We start from the raw sequence: 14,252 nt of genomic DNA on the forward strand, positions 1-14,252 counted from the left end.
TTTATGAAGTCTTTTAAAAATAAAGTCGCAGCTGTGACAGGTGCAGGTTCTGGGATTGGACAAGCACTTGCTATTGCACTCGCAAAACAAGGTTGCCATCTAGCACTTTCCGATATTAGTGAAGCCGGGTTAGCCAAAACAGTCGAGCTGTTAGCACCTTATTCTGTCAAAGTAACCACACAAAAAGTCGATGTGGCTAAGCGTGATGAAGTTGCAACTTGGGCAAAGGCAGTTGTAGATGAACATGGCCAAGTTAACCTGATTTTTAATAATGCTGGTGTCGCAATAGGCAGTACGGCTGAAGGTGTGAGCTATGAAGATCTTGAATGGCTCATTGGTATTAACTTTTGGGGCGTGGTTTATGGCACCAAAGAATTTTTACCTTACTTAAAGCAAAGTGGTGATGGGCATATTATTAATATTTCCAGTATGTTTGGCTTAACAGCTCAACCGACCCAAAGTGCTTATAACGCCAGTAAATTTGCTGTTCGTGGCTTTACCGAGTCTCTACGCCAAGAACTCGATATGCAAAATGCTGGAGTGAGTGCGACCTGTGTGCATCCGGGTGGTATTCGTACCAATATTGCCAAAGCTGCCCGCATGAATAATAGTGTCCAGTCTTTAGGAATGGATCCTTTAAAAAGTCAGGATGCTTTCGATAAATTACTTCGCACCCCTGCTGACGATGCCGCTCAACAAATTTTAGAAGCTGTTCGTAAAGACCGTCGCCGCTTACTGATCGGAGCCGATGCGAAAGCCGTTGATGTGATTCAACGTATTCTTCCACAGGGTTACCAAAAGATTTTTGCAACTGCCACTGCCTTGCAAACTCGCCTACTCAACAAATCAGCAAAATAAAAACAGTGGTCAGCATACGCTTAATTTTAAGAGATGCTGACTGATATTAAATGCTTAGTATGAGTCCTTATTATGAAGCAGCTTCTTGCATGGACTATTCGTACCACACTACGTCCAGCTTTATCCCCTAAAACACCACTAAAGCTACAACGTTTTTGTAGCGATGCAGCCAGTGCAATTGTGCTTGGGCCACGTGGCTATAAAACAAAAAAGCAAACCATCGCTCAAGTACCGACAATCCATATTCAGCCCAAAACGACTCAATCAGGCCTCGGCATCTTGTATTTACATGGCGGTGGCTATGTGGTTGGTAGCTCAAAAAGTCACACTAAGCTTGCTGCTCAAATCGGACATGCAGCTCAAGCACAAGTCTGGTTACCTGAATATCGCCTAGCCCCTGAACACCCAAGCCCAGCTGCTCTTGAAGATGTAATTGCGGTTTATAAAGCCTTACTTGCTCAAGGGCAAGTCCCGAAAAAACTCATGATTGCTGGGGATTCTGCGGGCGGTGGATTAAGCTTAATCACGGCAATTGCTTTACGGGATGCAGGTTTACCGTTACCAGCGGCATTAGTTTTACTTTCACCTTGGGTCGACTTAAGCCTTTCTGGAAGCACGATGAAAACGCATGCTACTCAAGATGCAATGCTGTCCAAAGACTGGTTAGCTTGGTGTGCAAATAACTACTGCGGCCAAAAATCGCTAACCGATCCAACCTGTTCTCCACTCTATGCTGACTTAACTGGTTTACCGCCTATTCTGATTCATGTCGGTACCGAAGAAGTTTTATTAGATGATGCAAAACGCCTCGCTGAACAGGCTAAAAATTACGACATTTCGACGAATTTACGGGTTTATGACAAAGTCGGTCACGTTTTTCAATTTCATGCAGGTATACTAAAAGAATCCGATGACTCAATTGAGCGCATTGGGCAATTCATTGATAAACATATGCAGTCAATATAAAAAATATCACTAGACAGGAGCCTTTGGCATGGCATCAAACAGTTATGATTATGATTATTTAATCATTGGTTCAGGCTTTGGCGGTAGTGTTTCTGCCTGCCGTCTAACCGAAAAAGGCTACTCAGTTGCTGTAATGGAAATGGGGCGACGCTGGAAAGCTGAAGATTTTGCTAAAAACAACTGGAACACCCGCCGCTGGATCTGGCGCCCGGGCATGAAACTTTTCGGTTATTTCAATATGCGATTTTTTCGCCATGTCACCATTATTTGCGGTAATGCTGTAGGCGGCGGCTCAATTACCTATGCAAATACCCTGCTCGTTCCACCCGAACATATTTGGGATGAAGGTACGTGGGCGGATGCAGCAGACTGGAAAAATGAAATGCCGCAGCACTATGCTGAAGCAGAACGTATGCTTGGAGTGACGGATAATAAAATTTTAGGTCCTGCCGACCATATGCTAAAGAAAATGGGCGATGCAGTTGGTGTTGGGCACACATTTAAACCCACTCGTGTTGCAACGTTCTTTCCACCTGAAGGTGAAGAAGGTGGCAAGACCTACCCTGACCCTTATTTTAACGGTGAAGGACCAGACCGCGGAACCTGTACCGCATGTGGCGGCTGTATGACAGGTTGCAAACACAACGCAAAAAATACCTTAGATAAAAATTATTTGTACTTTGCCGAAAAAAATGGCGCCAAGGTTTACGAAGAAACCAAAGTTGTTGATGTTAAACCTCTCAATGGTAAAGCAGATGGCAGCGATGGCTATGAAGTCACTACCGAATGCTCAAGCTCATGGTTCAATAAACAACGTCGTACATGGCGTGTTCGCAATGTCATTTTCTCGGCTTCCTCTTTGGGCACCCAAGAGATGTTGTTCCGCTTAAAGCAATCAGGTTCGCTGCCAAATATTTCTGATGATTTGGGTAATCGGGTACGTACCAATGCCGAGTCGATTTTAGGGGTTCGTTTCTTTGATAAAGATGTCGACATGAGTAAGGGCGTTGCGATTGGCTCAAGTATTTACATTGACCATGATACTCATATTGAAGCGACTCGCTATCAGGGTGGTTCCGATGCCATGGGCCTCATGTGTACTTATATGGCAAAAGGTAAACCAGGTTGGACCCGTATTTTTTATTGGTTATGGATACTCATTAGTCACCCACTTATATTTTTACGCATGAGCAACCCTGTTGGCTTTGCACGGCAAACCTTAATTTTCTTGGTGATGCAAACTGCCGACGCTTCCATTAACATGCGTTTAAAACGAAATTGGTTCTGGCCTTTTGGCAAGGTTCTGTCCAGTGAAGGTAAAAAACTTCCTGTTTATATTCCACAGGCCAACACCTTTACTGAAAAAGTCGCAAAAATGTTTAATGGCCACCCAATAACCACCATTACTGAAATTTTGTTTAACGTGCCTTTTACTGCTCACTGCATGGGTGGCTGCGCGATTGCATCTAGTCCAGAGCAAGGTGTAGTCGATGGAAAAAATCGTGTGTTTAACTATAAAAACTTATATGTCGTAGATGGTTCAATGTTAGGTGCCAATTTGGGCGTTAACCCAAGTCTCACCATTACAGCACTAGCAGAACGTGCAATGTCTTATATTCCGGCTAAACACACTTTGGATGAGCAACAAGATCATCTCACAACTACACAAACTGTAGAGATCACAAAAGTCTCTGCTTAAACCAGCAATTTGTTTTATAAAAAAAAGCCTATTTAAAAATAGGCTTTTTTTCTTTCATGTTTTAAATTACATCGCCACGGCTTTAGCACGAGCTGCATGCAATTTTTTATAGCTCTCGATCAGACGTAAATGGCGGTCAAGTCCTTCTAGTTTCATGCTGGTTGGTGTTAAACCATAGAAACGAACACTACCATCGACAGAACCTAATACCGCGTCCATTCGGGTGTCACCAAACATACGACGGAAATTCGTAAGGTAATCTTCAAGCTCTAGTTCTTCATCCAACATCACTTCAAGTACTACGTTCATGCACTGATAGAACAAACCACGTTCAACGGTGTTGGTGTTATATTGCAAGTAAGTTTCGACGAGTTCTTTTGCTTCTTCAAATTGTTGTAAGGCAACATAAATCAGCAATTTCAGTTCTAAAATGGTGAGCTGTCCCCAAACTGTATTGTCATCAAATTCGATGCCAATGAGGGTAGTGATTTCAGTGTAATCATCTAGCTCGCATTCTTCTAAACGCTCAACCAACGCCTCAAGCTGTTCATCATCCAAACGATGCAGATTTAGAATATCTTCACGGAATGAAAGTGCCTTATTAGTATTGTCCCAAATCAAATCTTCAACAAGATAAATTTCTGAATAATCCGGTACTAAAATACGGCAAGCAGTCGCACCCAAGTGCTCGTACACTGCCATATACACTTCTTTGCCCATCTCTTCGAGAATACCGAACAATGTTGCAGCTTCTTCTGCATTCGACTCTTCGCCTTCTCCAGAAAAATCCCATTCCACAAAGTCGTAGTCAGATTTAGAACTAAAGAAGCGCCAAGAAACCAAACCGCTTGAGTCAATAAAGTGCTCAACAAAGTTGTTTGGTTCAGTCACTGCATTACTTTGGAAAGTCGGTTGTGGTAAATCATTTAAGCCTTCAAAACTACGACCTTGAAGTAATTCTGTCAGACTACGTTCTAATGCAACTTCAAAACTTGGATGTGCACCAAAAGATGCAAACACCCCGCCTGTACGCGGGTTCATTAAAGTCACACACATTACAGGGAACTGGCCACCTAACGATGCATCTTTAACTAATACAGGGAAACCTTGCTCTTCTAAACCTTTAATACCGGCAACAATACTTGGGTATTTTGCTAATACGTCTTCAGGAACATCAGGAAGTGCAATTTCACCTTCTAAAATTTCACGTTTTACAGCACGTTCAAAAATTTCTGACAAGCATTGAACTTGGGCTTCTGCCAAAGTGTTGCCCGCACTCATACCATTACTTAAGTATAAGTTTTCAATTAAATTTGATGGGAAATAGACAACTTCACCGTCAGACTGGCGCACAAAAGGTAGCGAGCAAATGCCGCGCTCTACGTTACCTGAGTTGGTGTCATATAAATGTGTACCCAATAACTCTTCATCTGGGTTGTAAATCTCAAGACAATATTCATCTAAGATTTCTTTAGGTAATTCACCATTTGGACCCGGTTTAAACCATTTTTCATCTGGATAATGCACAAATTCAGCATTGGCAATTTCTTCACCCCAGAACTGGTCGTTATAGAAGAAGTTACAGTTTAAACGTTCAATAAACTCGCCTAATGCAGATGCTAAAGCACTTTCTTTAGTTGCACCTTTACCATTGGTAAAACACATTGGAGACTGTGCATCGCGAATGTGTAATGACCATACATTCGGGACAATATTACGCCAAGATGCGATTTCGATCTTCATGCCCAAATTTGCCAAAATGGCAGACATATTGGCAATGGTTTCTTCTAGCGGTAGGTCTTTACCTTGAATATAGGTATGGTTTTCAGTAGTTAAGCTTGGCAATAACAATGCTTGGGCATCTGCATCGATGCTTTCCACTTCTTCAATAATAAATTCAGGACCCGTTTGAATCACTTTTTTAACAGTACAACGGTCAATCGAACGTAAAATACCTTGGCGATCTTTCTCTGAAATATCGGCTGGTAATTCAATTTGAATTTTAAATGTTTGCTTATAGCGGTTTTCAGGGTCAACAATATTATTTTGCGATAAACGAATATTATCGGTTGGGATATCTCGAGCGGCACAATACACTTTTACAAAGTACGCTGCACACAATGCTGACGATGCTAAAAAATAGTCAAATGGGCCCGGTGCCGAACCGTCACCCTTGTAGCGAATTGGTTGATCGGCAATTACCGTAAAGTCATCGAACTTAGCTTCCTGTCGAAGATTGTCGAGATAATTAACCTTGATTTCCATGCTGGCACCTAAATATTTTTATGTGTCAGCACAGACACATAAAATTCTAAATATTGAAAAATAAGCCGAATCACAGCGAAGAAATTGACTTAAAAAAATGAGAGATTAAAGCCATGTGTTTAATGAACGACTCAATTGGCTTTAATAAGATTGGCGGTATTATAGAGTGATTTTGTGCAGTTGATAACTAAAGTTAAAACATTGATCGTCACAATGTTTTAACTTGTCTTAAATTTAGTTAAATATTAATCATTAAAATTTAAAGGTGTAATCGACATTTAACCGCGTTTCATTTGTCGAATGAAAGGTCATATTAGTCGGCATATCGTTGCGATAATGAGAAAAGCGAGCACGCATTCCCAAACCTTTTAACCTACCTTCAGGAATTTTATAGCCCAAATCAAATTCCATCGACTCTTCTTTAAAACGCTGATCGCCGTATTGCAACAAATCAATATCTTCGCCTTTTGCATAGCGGGTCATAAAGCGTAATCCGTTTAATGAAACATCACCTATCCACGCATTTTTAAAGTCATATTCGTAACGAATCGAATAGACTTTTTCATCTTTATTCGAATAGTCCGAACTCATAAAATCAAGCACGACCGGGCTTTCGGTTCCAGACAAAAACGGCAGACCAGTCGAGCCAAACGACTGCATGTAGCCCAAAGAAACCGTATGGTTTTGATAATTTAAACCAAATAAGCCGCTCACATGTCGGTTATCGACCTCTCCTATTTTCTTGCTCCCAGTTTCTTCACTATTAAAAAACCGTACATCACTTAAAAAGTTAAGCTGATCATTTAAAGGCTGCTTCCCGTTAAAGCCCAAAAATTGTTGCTGGTAAATATCTTTAAGTTCAGCATGATAAGCACGTAAACGATAGTCCTTTAACTGATAGCTTCCACCTAATGTATAAAAAGAATCAGTTGTTGCCGCTCTGTCGAAACGACGGTTGATATTGTCCGTTCCAACATCGGTATAACGAATCGAATCACGTTGACGTACTTCATCAACATAAAAGCCTTCGAGTTGAAGATTTGGAATTTCATTTGAAACAAAACGGATACCGCGATAAGTCTGTGGAAACAAACGTGCTGGCGATGAAAATATAGTCGGTAATTGTGGAACTAAATCCCCCACAAAAAGCTCATTTTTTCTAAATTTAGCCTTCCCCGTAATACCTATTTTTCCATAATAATCATCACGTGAGTTATCGGTATTCACTGGTAATAAGCCACTCCGTGCATAGTCATCAGCGCGGCTTCCCATCAGATTAAAACCTGCCATTGCCAGTACATCAACACCGAACCCAACTGTCCCTTCGGTATAACCAGACTGTCCTTTAAAAATGAGGCCCTGCGCCCAATCTCTGGCGGCGGTATAGGGATATGGGTCTTTTTTATAGTCTCGGTCAAAGTAAAAATTACGTAGTGTCAGCTCAGCTTTACTGTCTGCAATAAATTCGGCATGCACAACTTGACTAAATAATGGGCACAAGCATACCCCCACCCATAATGGTGTCTTTTTCATTTTTTATCTCAACTATTTATTTTTTAATAACTTAAGGTGCTGTTTTAAGTGAATAGCTTGGTTCTTTCTTATTTCGGTAAAAAGCACTGCCCAAACTCAGAATTAAGAAAATAGCTAAAATAAAGACCACACCGTAATAGGCATAAAGCGTTGCGGGAGCAATACCTTTATCTAGAAAAACACCTGCAACTGTTGGTGATAAAATTGCCCCAATACGACCAAAACCAATCGCATAGCCCACGCCACGACTACGGATTTCGGCATCATAAATTGTTGGAGAAATCGAATATAAACCTGCCACACAGCCATTAATGAGTGTGCCGAGTAATAAGCCGACTATGAGAGCAATACTCACTTGAGCCGAGACTGCGACAAATAAGAAAACACATGCAGACGTTAGCCCTAAAAATAGACTTAAGGCATAGAAAATTTTCATACGTGATGCCAATAAACCAATAATGGCTGCACCGAAAATCCCACCAATACTAATTAAAATGCCGGTACTTACCCCTTGTTGTGGTGACATCCCCATTGAAATAAGAATTTTTGGTGTCCAGCTCATGACAAAGTAAAAGCCAAACATCACTAAAAAGAATGCAAACCAAAGACAAAGTGTTTGAAATCCCTGTTGTCCTGCAAATAATTTGCCCAATTCACTACCATTTTGTGTGTTGATTTTTTCATAACGTGGCATAACTGGCAGGTGGTTAAGCCCCATACGACTTACCGTTGTGTTAATCCGTTCGAGTGCCTGATTTGGTCGTTTTGCAAGTAAATAATCTAAAGATTCTGGTAATAACCATGCGCTGATGAGTAGCATTGCAATGGTAGTAACCCCACCTGCTAAAAAGATTGAGCGCCAACCTAAATGTTCAATCAAAGCCAGTGATAGCACTCCACCGAGTGTTGCACCAATTCCATAACCTGTAGACATTAAGCTCACTGCGAGACTACGCCAACGAGCATTGGCATATTCACTTGCCAACACATTACTGCTGGCAAGAATCCCACCTACCCCAATTCCGGTAATAAACCGAAGTGCTGCTAACATGCCGTGGCTTTGTACTAAAGCACAGCCCAACATGCTAAGACCTGCAATCACAAGACAAATCAAGATGAGTAAACGACGACCGATTTTATCGGCTAAAGGCGCGAGAAAAATGGAACCAGCAGCCATTCCAAAAAGGCCCGAACTGAGCAACAAGCCTATTTGTGCCCCTGAAAGTGACCATTCTGCTGACACCGATGGCGCGGTAAAAGCCATCACCATCACGTCAAAACCATCAATAATATTGAGACAAATACAGATCAAAATGACGAACCATTGGTAGCGGCTCATGTTGTTTTGATTGATCTCACTTAGAACGTCTCTTTCCATTTGTGTATCTCCCAATGTGGATAAGAGATACACACGACATTGCCGATAAGAGCGATTGGGTGGTTATGCATATCCGTATCCATAATGACCTAGAGGAATATTTGTTTTGGAGCATCCTGCTCTTTTTATATACTGAATATTTGGATCCAAAAAATCAACTAAAATTATAAAAGCGTTATTAAAAAATCTATAAACACATAAATTATATAAGTATAAAATTATTAAAAACATAAAATTAGAATGCTTTAATATTTTTATGGATCCATATTAAAAAATCTATTATGATCGATTCCAGAGCATTTTTTAGCCAAAAAAGCTCAGTTCATTTTTATGGAATGCAAGAAGCATTTTAAAAATTCAAAGGATTGTTGTTATGAAACTCAAAAGAGTAAGCCAGCTTACATTGGGAATTTTTTTTGCCAGCCAATTGTTTTACACAGCGCAAGCAGCACCTCCAAAAAATCAACAACCACCTAACATCATGATTATTTTGGCCGATGATCTTGGTTTTTCAGACATTAGCGCCTATGGCGGCGAAATTAAAACTCCTCATATTGATAGCCTATTAAAGCAAGGAAAAATGCTTTTTAATTTTCATGCTTCATCAATGTGTTCACCGACACGTGCGCAACTTATGACAGGTGCAGATAACCACTTGGTCGGTTTAGGTGCCATGTATGAAACGTCAAAACGACAAGAAAAATTGGTTGGCCCCGATAGTCCGCGTGCACTACTCAAAATTGATGGATATTCAGGTCACTTAACGCAAAATGCTTATACACTCGCAGAAATTTTAAAGACTAAAGATTATTACACCTTCATGGTCGGTAAATGGCACTTAGGCTTTGCTCCCGAACAAAACCCTAAAGCTCGTGGTTTCGATCAATCTTTTGCCCTGCTCGATGGCTTCGATTTACACTTTAAAGACCAACCTAAAAACTATCCGCGCAATACCCAGTACACTGAAAATGGTCAAAAGGTTACTTTGCCTGACAACTACTACTCAACCGACTTTTTTACACAAAAAGCCTTTGAGTACTTAGATAAAAATAAAGCACAAAAACCATTTTTTGCCTATCTAGCTTATACCGCTCCACATTGGCCGATACAGGCGCCTGCTCATTATAGAGACTTATACAAAGGTAAATACGATCAAGGCTACGATGCAATTCGCAAACAACGCTTTGAACGTCAAAAGAAATTAGGATTAATTCCTGCAAATGCAGAATATCCAGTCGAGCGTGGCAATCAAGCTTTAGGCACCAAAAGCTGGAATGAACTCACGCCACAAGAGCGCAAATATGAAGCGCGCAAAATGGAAGTTTATGCTGGCATGGTCACTCAGTTAGATGATCGCGTGGGTGATGTCATTCAATATCTTAAAAAGCATCATTTATATGACAACACTTTGATTGTGTTTATGTCAGATAACGGCGCTGAAGGTGGTGATCACAATTTCCCAATGGGTGATGCCGACAATCGTTATGAAAATATAGGCAACGCCAGCTCATATGTTTATATGGGACCACGCTGGGCCGAAGTGAGTAGCACACCATTTACCCACTGGAAGTCAGCCGCTTCAGAAGGCGGAGTACGAGTTCCATTTATTGTTAAATCGCCTGTGCAGATTTCTAAAGAACGTGGAATGAACAATAACTTTGCGACAGTCAGAGATATATTCCCAACTGTGATGGAACTAGCGGGGATTCAAAATAATCAAATCTATCCAGCCTCAAGCACCAAAATTAAACCGTCTGGTTTTAGTCTAATCCCTGCTTTTAAAAACAATAATGCCCGTATTCGACCTGTCAATTATTATGACTTCAAAGAATTACATGGCAGCCGCTACGCCAAAAATGATGAATGGAAACTCGTTGAAAACTCACCTTCTAAATTTAAGAGCCACGGCTGGGAACTCTACAATTTAAAAACAGATTTCAATGAGCAACATAATGTTTACGCAGCACATCCCGAAATCGCCAAAGTCTTAAATGATAAATATCTAAGATATGCCAATGAAAATGGTGTCGTGGATTTTGAGCAATACAACAAAAAGTAGGAAAAACCAGATGAAACAGATCATGATGCTTTCATCGTTCGTATTACTTTGTGCATGCCAAAAAACCACACCTCAACTAGAACAGACCACCTTGCCCGACTTAGGCAGCAAAGCTAAATGTAATTCTTATTCAGGCCTTCCTTCGGGTTGGCCTAAAAATAAAGAAGCCGGTATGGTCAAACTTCCGCAAGGAAAAATTGTTTTAGGCACCACACAAGGTTATGAAGATGAACGCCCATTAAACCTACAGGCAACTTCAGTTCCCGCATTTTTAATCGATGCAACTGAAGTCACCAATGCTCAATTTCAAGAGTTTGTTAAACAAACGGGTTATGTCACCGATGCAGAAAAGCAAAGCGGTGCAGCTATGTTTGTACAGCCAGATCATCCAGTTGAAGAGCTACAATGGTGGCGATTTGAAAAAGGCGCCAATTGGAAACACCCATGGGGTTTAAACAACCCTAAACAACCCGCGCCTCACGAGCCCGTTCGCATGGTGACATGGAATGATGCCTACGCTTATGCAAACTGGCTAGGTCACGACCTACCGACCGAGCTTGAGTGGGAATATGCAGCCAAAGGTTTTCAGCAAAACTCCGACATTGGCCCTACTCATGAAGGCCATATTACAGCCAACTTCTGGCAAGGTGAATTTCCATACAAAAATGTTCAGGAAGATGGTTTTAAGGATGTTGCCCCTGTTGGCTGTTTTAGTAAAAACCCATTTGGTTTATATGACTTGATTGGCAACGTATGGGAATGGACGCAAACACCCTATACAGGTCCACGAGATCATCATATGGGAGATCCATCGAAATATCGGCAAAGTCACGAACAGATTTTGCAATACACGATTAAAGGTGGGTCTTATTTATGCGCGACCAACTATTGCGCGCGTTATCGTGCTGCCGCGAGGCATCCACAGGAACTCGACCTTGCCACTAGCCATGTCGGATTTAGAACAGTAAAACGCTTTTAAACGGATTTTAAAATGAAGCATATTTTTATTTATGGGATTTTATTCTCAGGGACGGCCCTTGCCTGCTGTTTCGCTCATAGTGAAGCAGATATTAATTTTCAAAATACACTCACACTCAAAACATTCAACTTCGACAGACAATATGAAAATGGGGCCAGCCCCGATACTCATAGCCTGAGTCAAGGCTTGATTTATCGTGGTGACTGGTCAACCAAGCTTAATGATGTACAGCTACACCTCAATCCAAGCATTCAATATGCATATCGCCTAAGTAACGACCAACACACCAATGATATGGTCATACCCTTTGATTCTAATACCAAGAAACAAGCACAAGACCAAGTTAAATATGGCTTAGGTGCTGGAGTTGAATATCAAAACTTTCGCATGAATGTAGGTGAAATCACTCCCGATTCACCACTTACGCCACAAGTGGATACACATCAATTGCGCGTGAACTATAAAGGCTTGGAATTAAAATATAAGACAACGCAACAAAATTTCGAGCTAGGTTTGATTAATCGTTATTCGCCAAAATATGAAGAGGATTATCACAAACTAGCCATTTCAAAACATGAATCTGATGGGCTTTACTTTTTTCAGTGGGATGGCAAAACGCCTCAATATAATTGGAAATTTTATAATGGTTACTTAACCGATCTCATTAATCAAAGTTACCTTGCTTTTGATTATCGATGGACAAAGCAGCACACTACAAAATTACGTGTGTTTCGCCACGACGATGTCGGCAAATCAAAGCTTGGTAAATATGACAATACATCTGTAGGGGCCATGCATTTCATTAAACATGGCAACTTTACAACTGGAATTGGCTATCAAGAAAACTTTGGTAAAGATGGTATTCCAAAACTCGACAATATGCCCATTCCCCACATGGTGAACTGGACCTTAGGCGCGTTTACCAAAGCAGATGAAAAGTCTTATCATTTCGTTGCCTCGTATGACTTTAAAGATTACATCAAGGGTCTAAAAGTGACCTATAAATATATTTATGGCGACTCTTTTCAAACCATGAATCAAAATGATTTTGAGCAAGAAAGTGACGTGTTGATTCAGTATGATCTCAATGCGTGGATTAAAAATCTTAAATTCCTGTTCTTAAATATTAACTACGATACCAAACATGGCAAAAGTCTGGATGAACAGCGCATGATGCTTCACTACACGGTTAATTTCTAAATCTCCACACTCCCATAATGGCTTCAACCACAGCCATTATGGATCCAAATTAAAATCAATAAAAATTTCCTCCTGAAAACTCAAAGAAATACAAAAGCCTTTATTAGCAAACATAAAATACAATTCCATTAATTTTAAAGAACAATATTTTTTTAAAAATATACTGCTTATCAATTGACCATTATTTTTATTTATTATAAATTGGATCCAATAAGTGATAAGGAGTCGTCACAATGTTTATTAAAAATGCTTGGTATGTAGCCTGCCGACCAGAAGAAATCCAAGACAAACCACTAGGTCGCACCATCTGTGGTGAAAAAATTGTTTTTTATCGTGGCAAAGAAAACCAAGTTGCTGCCGTTGAAGATTTTTGTCCGCATCGTGGCGCCCCACTCTCACTTGGTTATGTCGAAGATGGCAACCTCGTATGTGGTTATCATGGCTTAGTCATGGGTTGTGATGGAAAAACAGTTTCCATGCCAGCCCAACGTGTAAATGGTTTCCCTTGTAACAAAGCATATGCAGTTGTTGAAAAGTTCGGCTTTATTTGGGTATGGCCGGGCGAGAAAGCTTTAGCAGATGAAGCAAAACTGCCAACTTTAGAATGGGCAGATCATCCTGAATGGAGCTATGGCGGAGGCCTGTTTCACATCCAGTGTGACTATCGTTTGATGGTCGACAACCTGATGGATTTAACCCACGAGACCTATGTTCACTCAAGTAGTATTGGGCAAAAAGAGATTGATGAATCATTGCCTGTGACTAAAGTTGACGGCGACCATGTCATTACCGAACGCTATATGGAAAATGTGATCGCACCTCCATTTTGGCAAATGGCCCTACGCGGCAATCACTTGGCAGATGACGTACCTGTGGACCGTTGGCAACGTTGTCACTTCTTTGCGCCAAGTAATGTTCATATTGAAGTGGGTGTCGCACATGCTGGACATGGCGGTTATCACGCACCGAAAGACAAAAAAGTTTCTTCAATCGTGGTCGACTTTATTACGCCAGAGACTGAAACTTCACATTGGTATTTCTGGGGAATGGCACGTAACTTCCAGCCTGACAATGCAGAACTCACCGATCAAATTCGTGAGGGCCAAGGCAAAATCTTTACTGAAGATTTAGAAATGCTGGAGCAACAACAACAAAATATTTTAAACAACCCACATCGCAAGTTACTGATGCTCAACATCGACGCAGGCGGTGTGCAGTCTCGTAAAGTAATTGAGCGACTACTTGCCGAAGAAAATAAAACACCTCCTGAAACGTCCGCACAGAAGTTTCCAAACATTCGGATTATTTAAAGGAG

10 protein-coding genes are annotated in these 14,252 nt (G+C 40.9%); 7 read left to right on the forward strand and 3 right to left on the reverse strand.

Features of this window, described 5'->3' with window-relative positions; translation table 11 throughout:
• The first annotated feature begins 3 nt into the window (after positions 1 to 3).
• The 3 genes from F931_RS12915 to choB all read left to right on the forward strand — a co-directional run bounded on the left by F931_RS12915 (position 4) and on the right by choB (position 3,523).
• The gene (locus F931_RS12915; protein WP_004702834.1) at positions 4 to 858 is read left to right on the forward strand and encodes an SDR family NAD(P)-dependent oxidoreductase; all 855 of its coding nucleotides are present in this window, start codon (positions 4 to 6) and stop codon (positions 856 to 858) included.
• Positions 859 to 930: 72 nt separating this feature from the next.
• A complete protein-coding gene (bah, locus tag F931_RS12920; RefSeq protein ID WP_016141787.1) occupies positions 931 to 1,824 on the forward strand; it encodes an alpha/beta hydrolase in 894 nt (297 codons plus the stop codon).
• Between the two features lie 28 nt (positions 1,825 to 1,852).
• Positions 1,853 to 3,523, forward strand: coding sequence for a GMC family oxidoreductase (gene choB, locus F931_RS12925; RefSeq protein WP_016141788.1), 1,671 nt, complete (start codon positions 1,853 to 1,855; stop codon positions 3,521 to 3,523).
• A gap of 66 nt (positions 3,524 to 3,589) precedes the next feature.
• On the opposite strand, the gene F931_RS12930 is transcribed toward choB, so the two are convergent.
• From F931_RS12930 to vanK, 3 genes are all read right to left on the reverse strand, one after another.
• The gene (locus F931_RS12930) at positions 3,590 to 5,788 is read right to left on the reverse strand and encodes an OsmC domain/YcaO domain-containing protein (protein WP_016141789.1); all 2,199 of its coding nucleotides are present in this window, start codon (positions 5,786 to 5,788) and stop codon (positions 3,590 to 3,592) included.
• A gap of 252 nt (positions 5,789 to 6,040) precedes the next feature.
• Positions 6,041 to 7,321, reverse strand: coding sequence for an OprD family outer membrane porin (gene vanP, locus F931_RS12935; RefSeq protein ID WP_016141790.1), 1,281 nt, complete (start codon positions 7,319 to 7,321; stop codon positions 6,041 to 6,043).
• Between the two features lie 31 nt (positions 7,322 to 7,352).
• Positions 7,353 to 8,699: an MFS transporter gene (gene vanK, locus F931_RS12940; protein WP_016141791.1), complete on the reverse strand. Its 1,347-nt coding sequence runs from the start codon at positions 8,697 to 8,699 to the stop codon at positions 7,353 to 7,355.
• Between the two features lie 373 nt (positions 8,700 to 9,072).
• Between vanK and atsA the strand changes: the two genes are divergently transcribed.
• The 4 genes from atsA (at position 9,073) to F931_RS12960 (ending at position 14,247) form a co-directional block, all read left to right on the forward strand.
• Positions 9,073 to 10,758 (forward strand): arylsulfatase, encoded by a 1,686-nt coding sequence (gene atsA / locus F931_RS12945; protein ID WP_016141792.1) that lies wholly within the window; start codon positions 9,073 to 9,075, stop codon positions 10,756 to 10,758.
• A gap of 25 nt (positions 10,759 to 10,783) precedes the next feature.
• The gene (locus tag F931_RS12950; protein WP_080649701.1) at positions 10,784 to 11,737 is read left to right on the forward strand and encodes a formylglycine-generating enzyme family protein; all 954 of its coding nucleotides are present in this window, start codon (positions 10,784 to 10,786) and stop codon (positions 11,735 to 11,737) included.
• A 12-nt stretch (positions 11,738 to 11,749) separates the two neighbouring features.
• Entirely contained in the window at positions 11,750 to 12,937 is a 1,188-nt protein-coding gene (locus F931_RS12955) for an OprD family outer membrane porin (protein ID WP_016141794.1), read from the forward strand.
• A 233-nt stretch (positions 12,938 to 13,170) separates the two neighbouring features.
• Positions 13,171 to 14,247 (forward strand): aromatic ring-hydroxylating dioxygenase subunit alpha, encoded by a 1,077-nt coding sequence (locus tag F931_RS12960; protein WP_016141795.1) that lies wholly within the window; start codon positions 13,171 to 13,173, stop codon positions 14,245 to 14,247.
• Positions 14,248 to 14,252 lie beyond the last annotated feature (5 nt).

This window comes from Acinetobacter pittii ANC 4050 (genome assembly GCF_000399685.1).
Classification (GTDB): domain Bacteria; phylum Pseudomonadota; class Gammaproteobacteria; order Pseudomonadales; family Moraxellaceae; genus Acinetobacter; species Acinetobacter pittii_E.

Excerpts from the sequence above, each read along its gene's own strand:
- F931_RS12915 (WP_004702834.1), top strand. The coding sequence starts at position 4 with ATGAAGTCTTTTAAAAATAAAGTCGCAGCTGTGACAGGTGCAGGTTCT.
- bah (WP_016141787.1), top strand. The coding sequence starts at position 931 with ATGAAGCAGCTTCTTGCATGGACTATTCGTACCACACTACGTCCAGCT.
- choB (WP_016141788.1), top strand. The coding sequence starts at position 1,853 with ATGGCATCAAACAGTTATGATTATGATTATTTAATCATTGGTTCAGGC.
- F931_RS12930 (WP_016141789.1), bottom strand. The coding sequence starts at position 5,788 with ATGGAAATCAAGGTTAATTATCTCGACAATCTTCGACAGGAAGCTAAG.
- vanP (WP_016141790.1), bottom strand. The coding sequence starts at position 7,321 with ATGAAAAAGACACCATTATGGGTGGGGGTATGCTTGTGCCCATTATTT.
- vanK (WP_016141791.1), bottom strand. The coding sequence starts at position 8,699 with ATGGAAAGAGACGTTCTAAGTGAGATCAATCAAAACAACATGAGCCGC.
- atsA (WP_016141792.1), top strand. The coding sequence starts at position 9,073 with ATGAAACTCAAAAGAGTAAGCCAGCTTACATTGGGAATTTTTTTTGCC.
- F931_RS12950 (WP_080649701.1), top strand. The coding sequence starts at position 10,784 with ATGCTTTCATCGTTCGTATTACTTTGTGCATGCCAAAAAACCACACCT.
- F931_RS12955 (WP_016141794.1), top strand. The coding sequence starts at position 11,750 with ATGAAGCATATTTTTATTTATGGGATTTTATTCTCAGGGACGGCCCTT.
- F931_RS12960 (WP_016141795.1), top strand. The coding sequence starts at position 13,171 with ATGTTTATTAAAAATGCTTGGTATGTAGCCTGCCGACCAGAAGAAATC.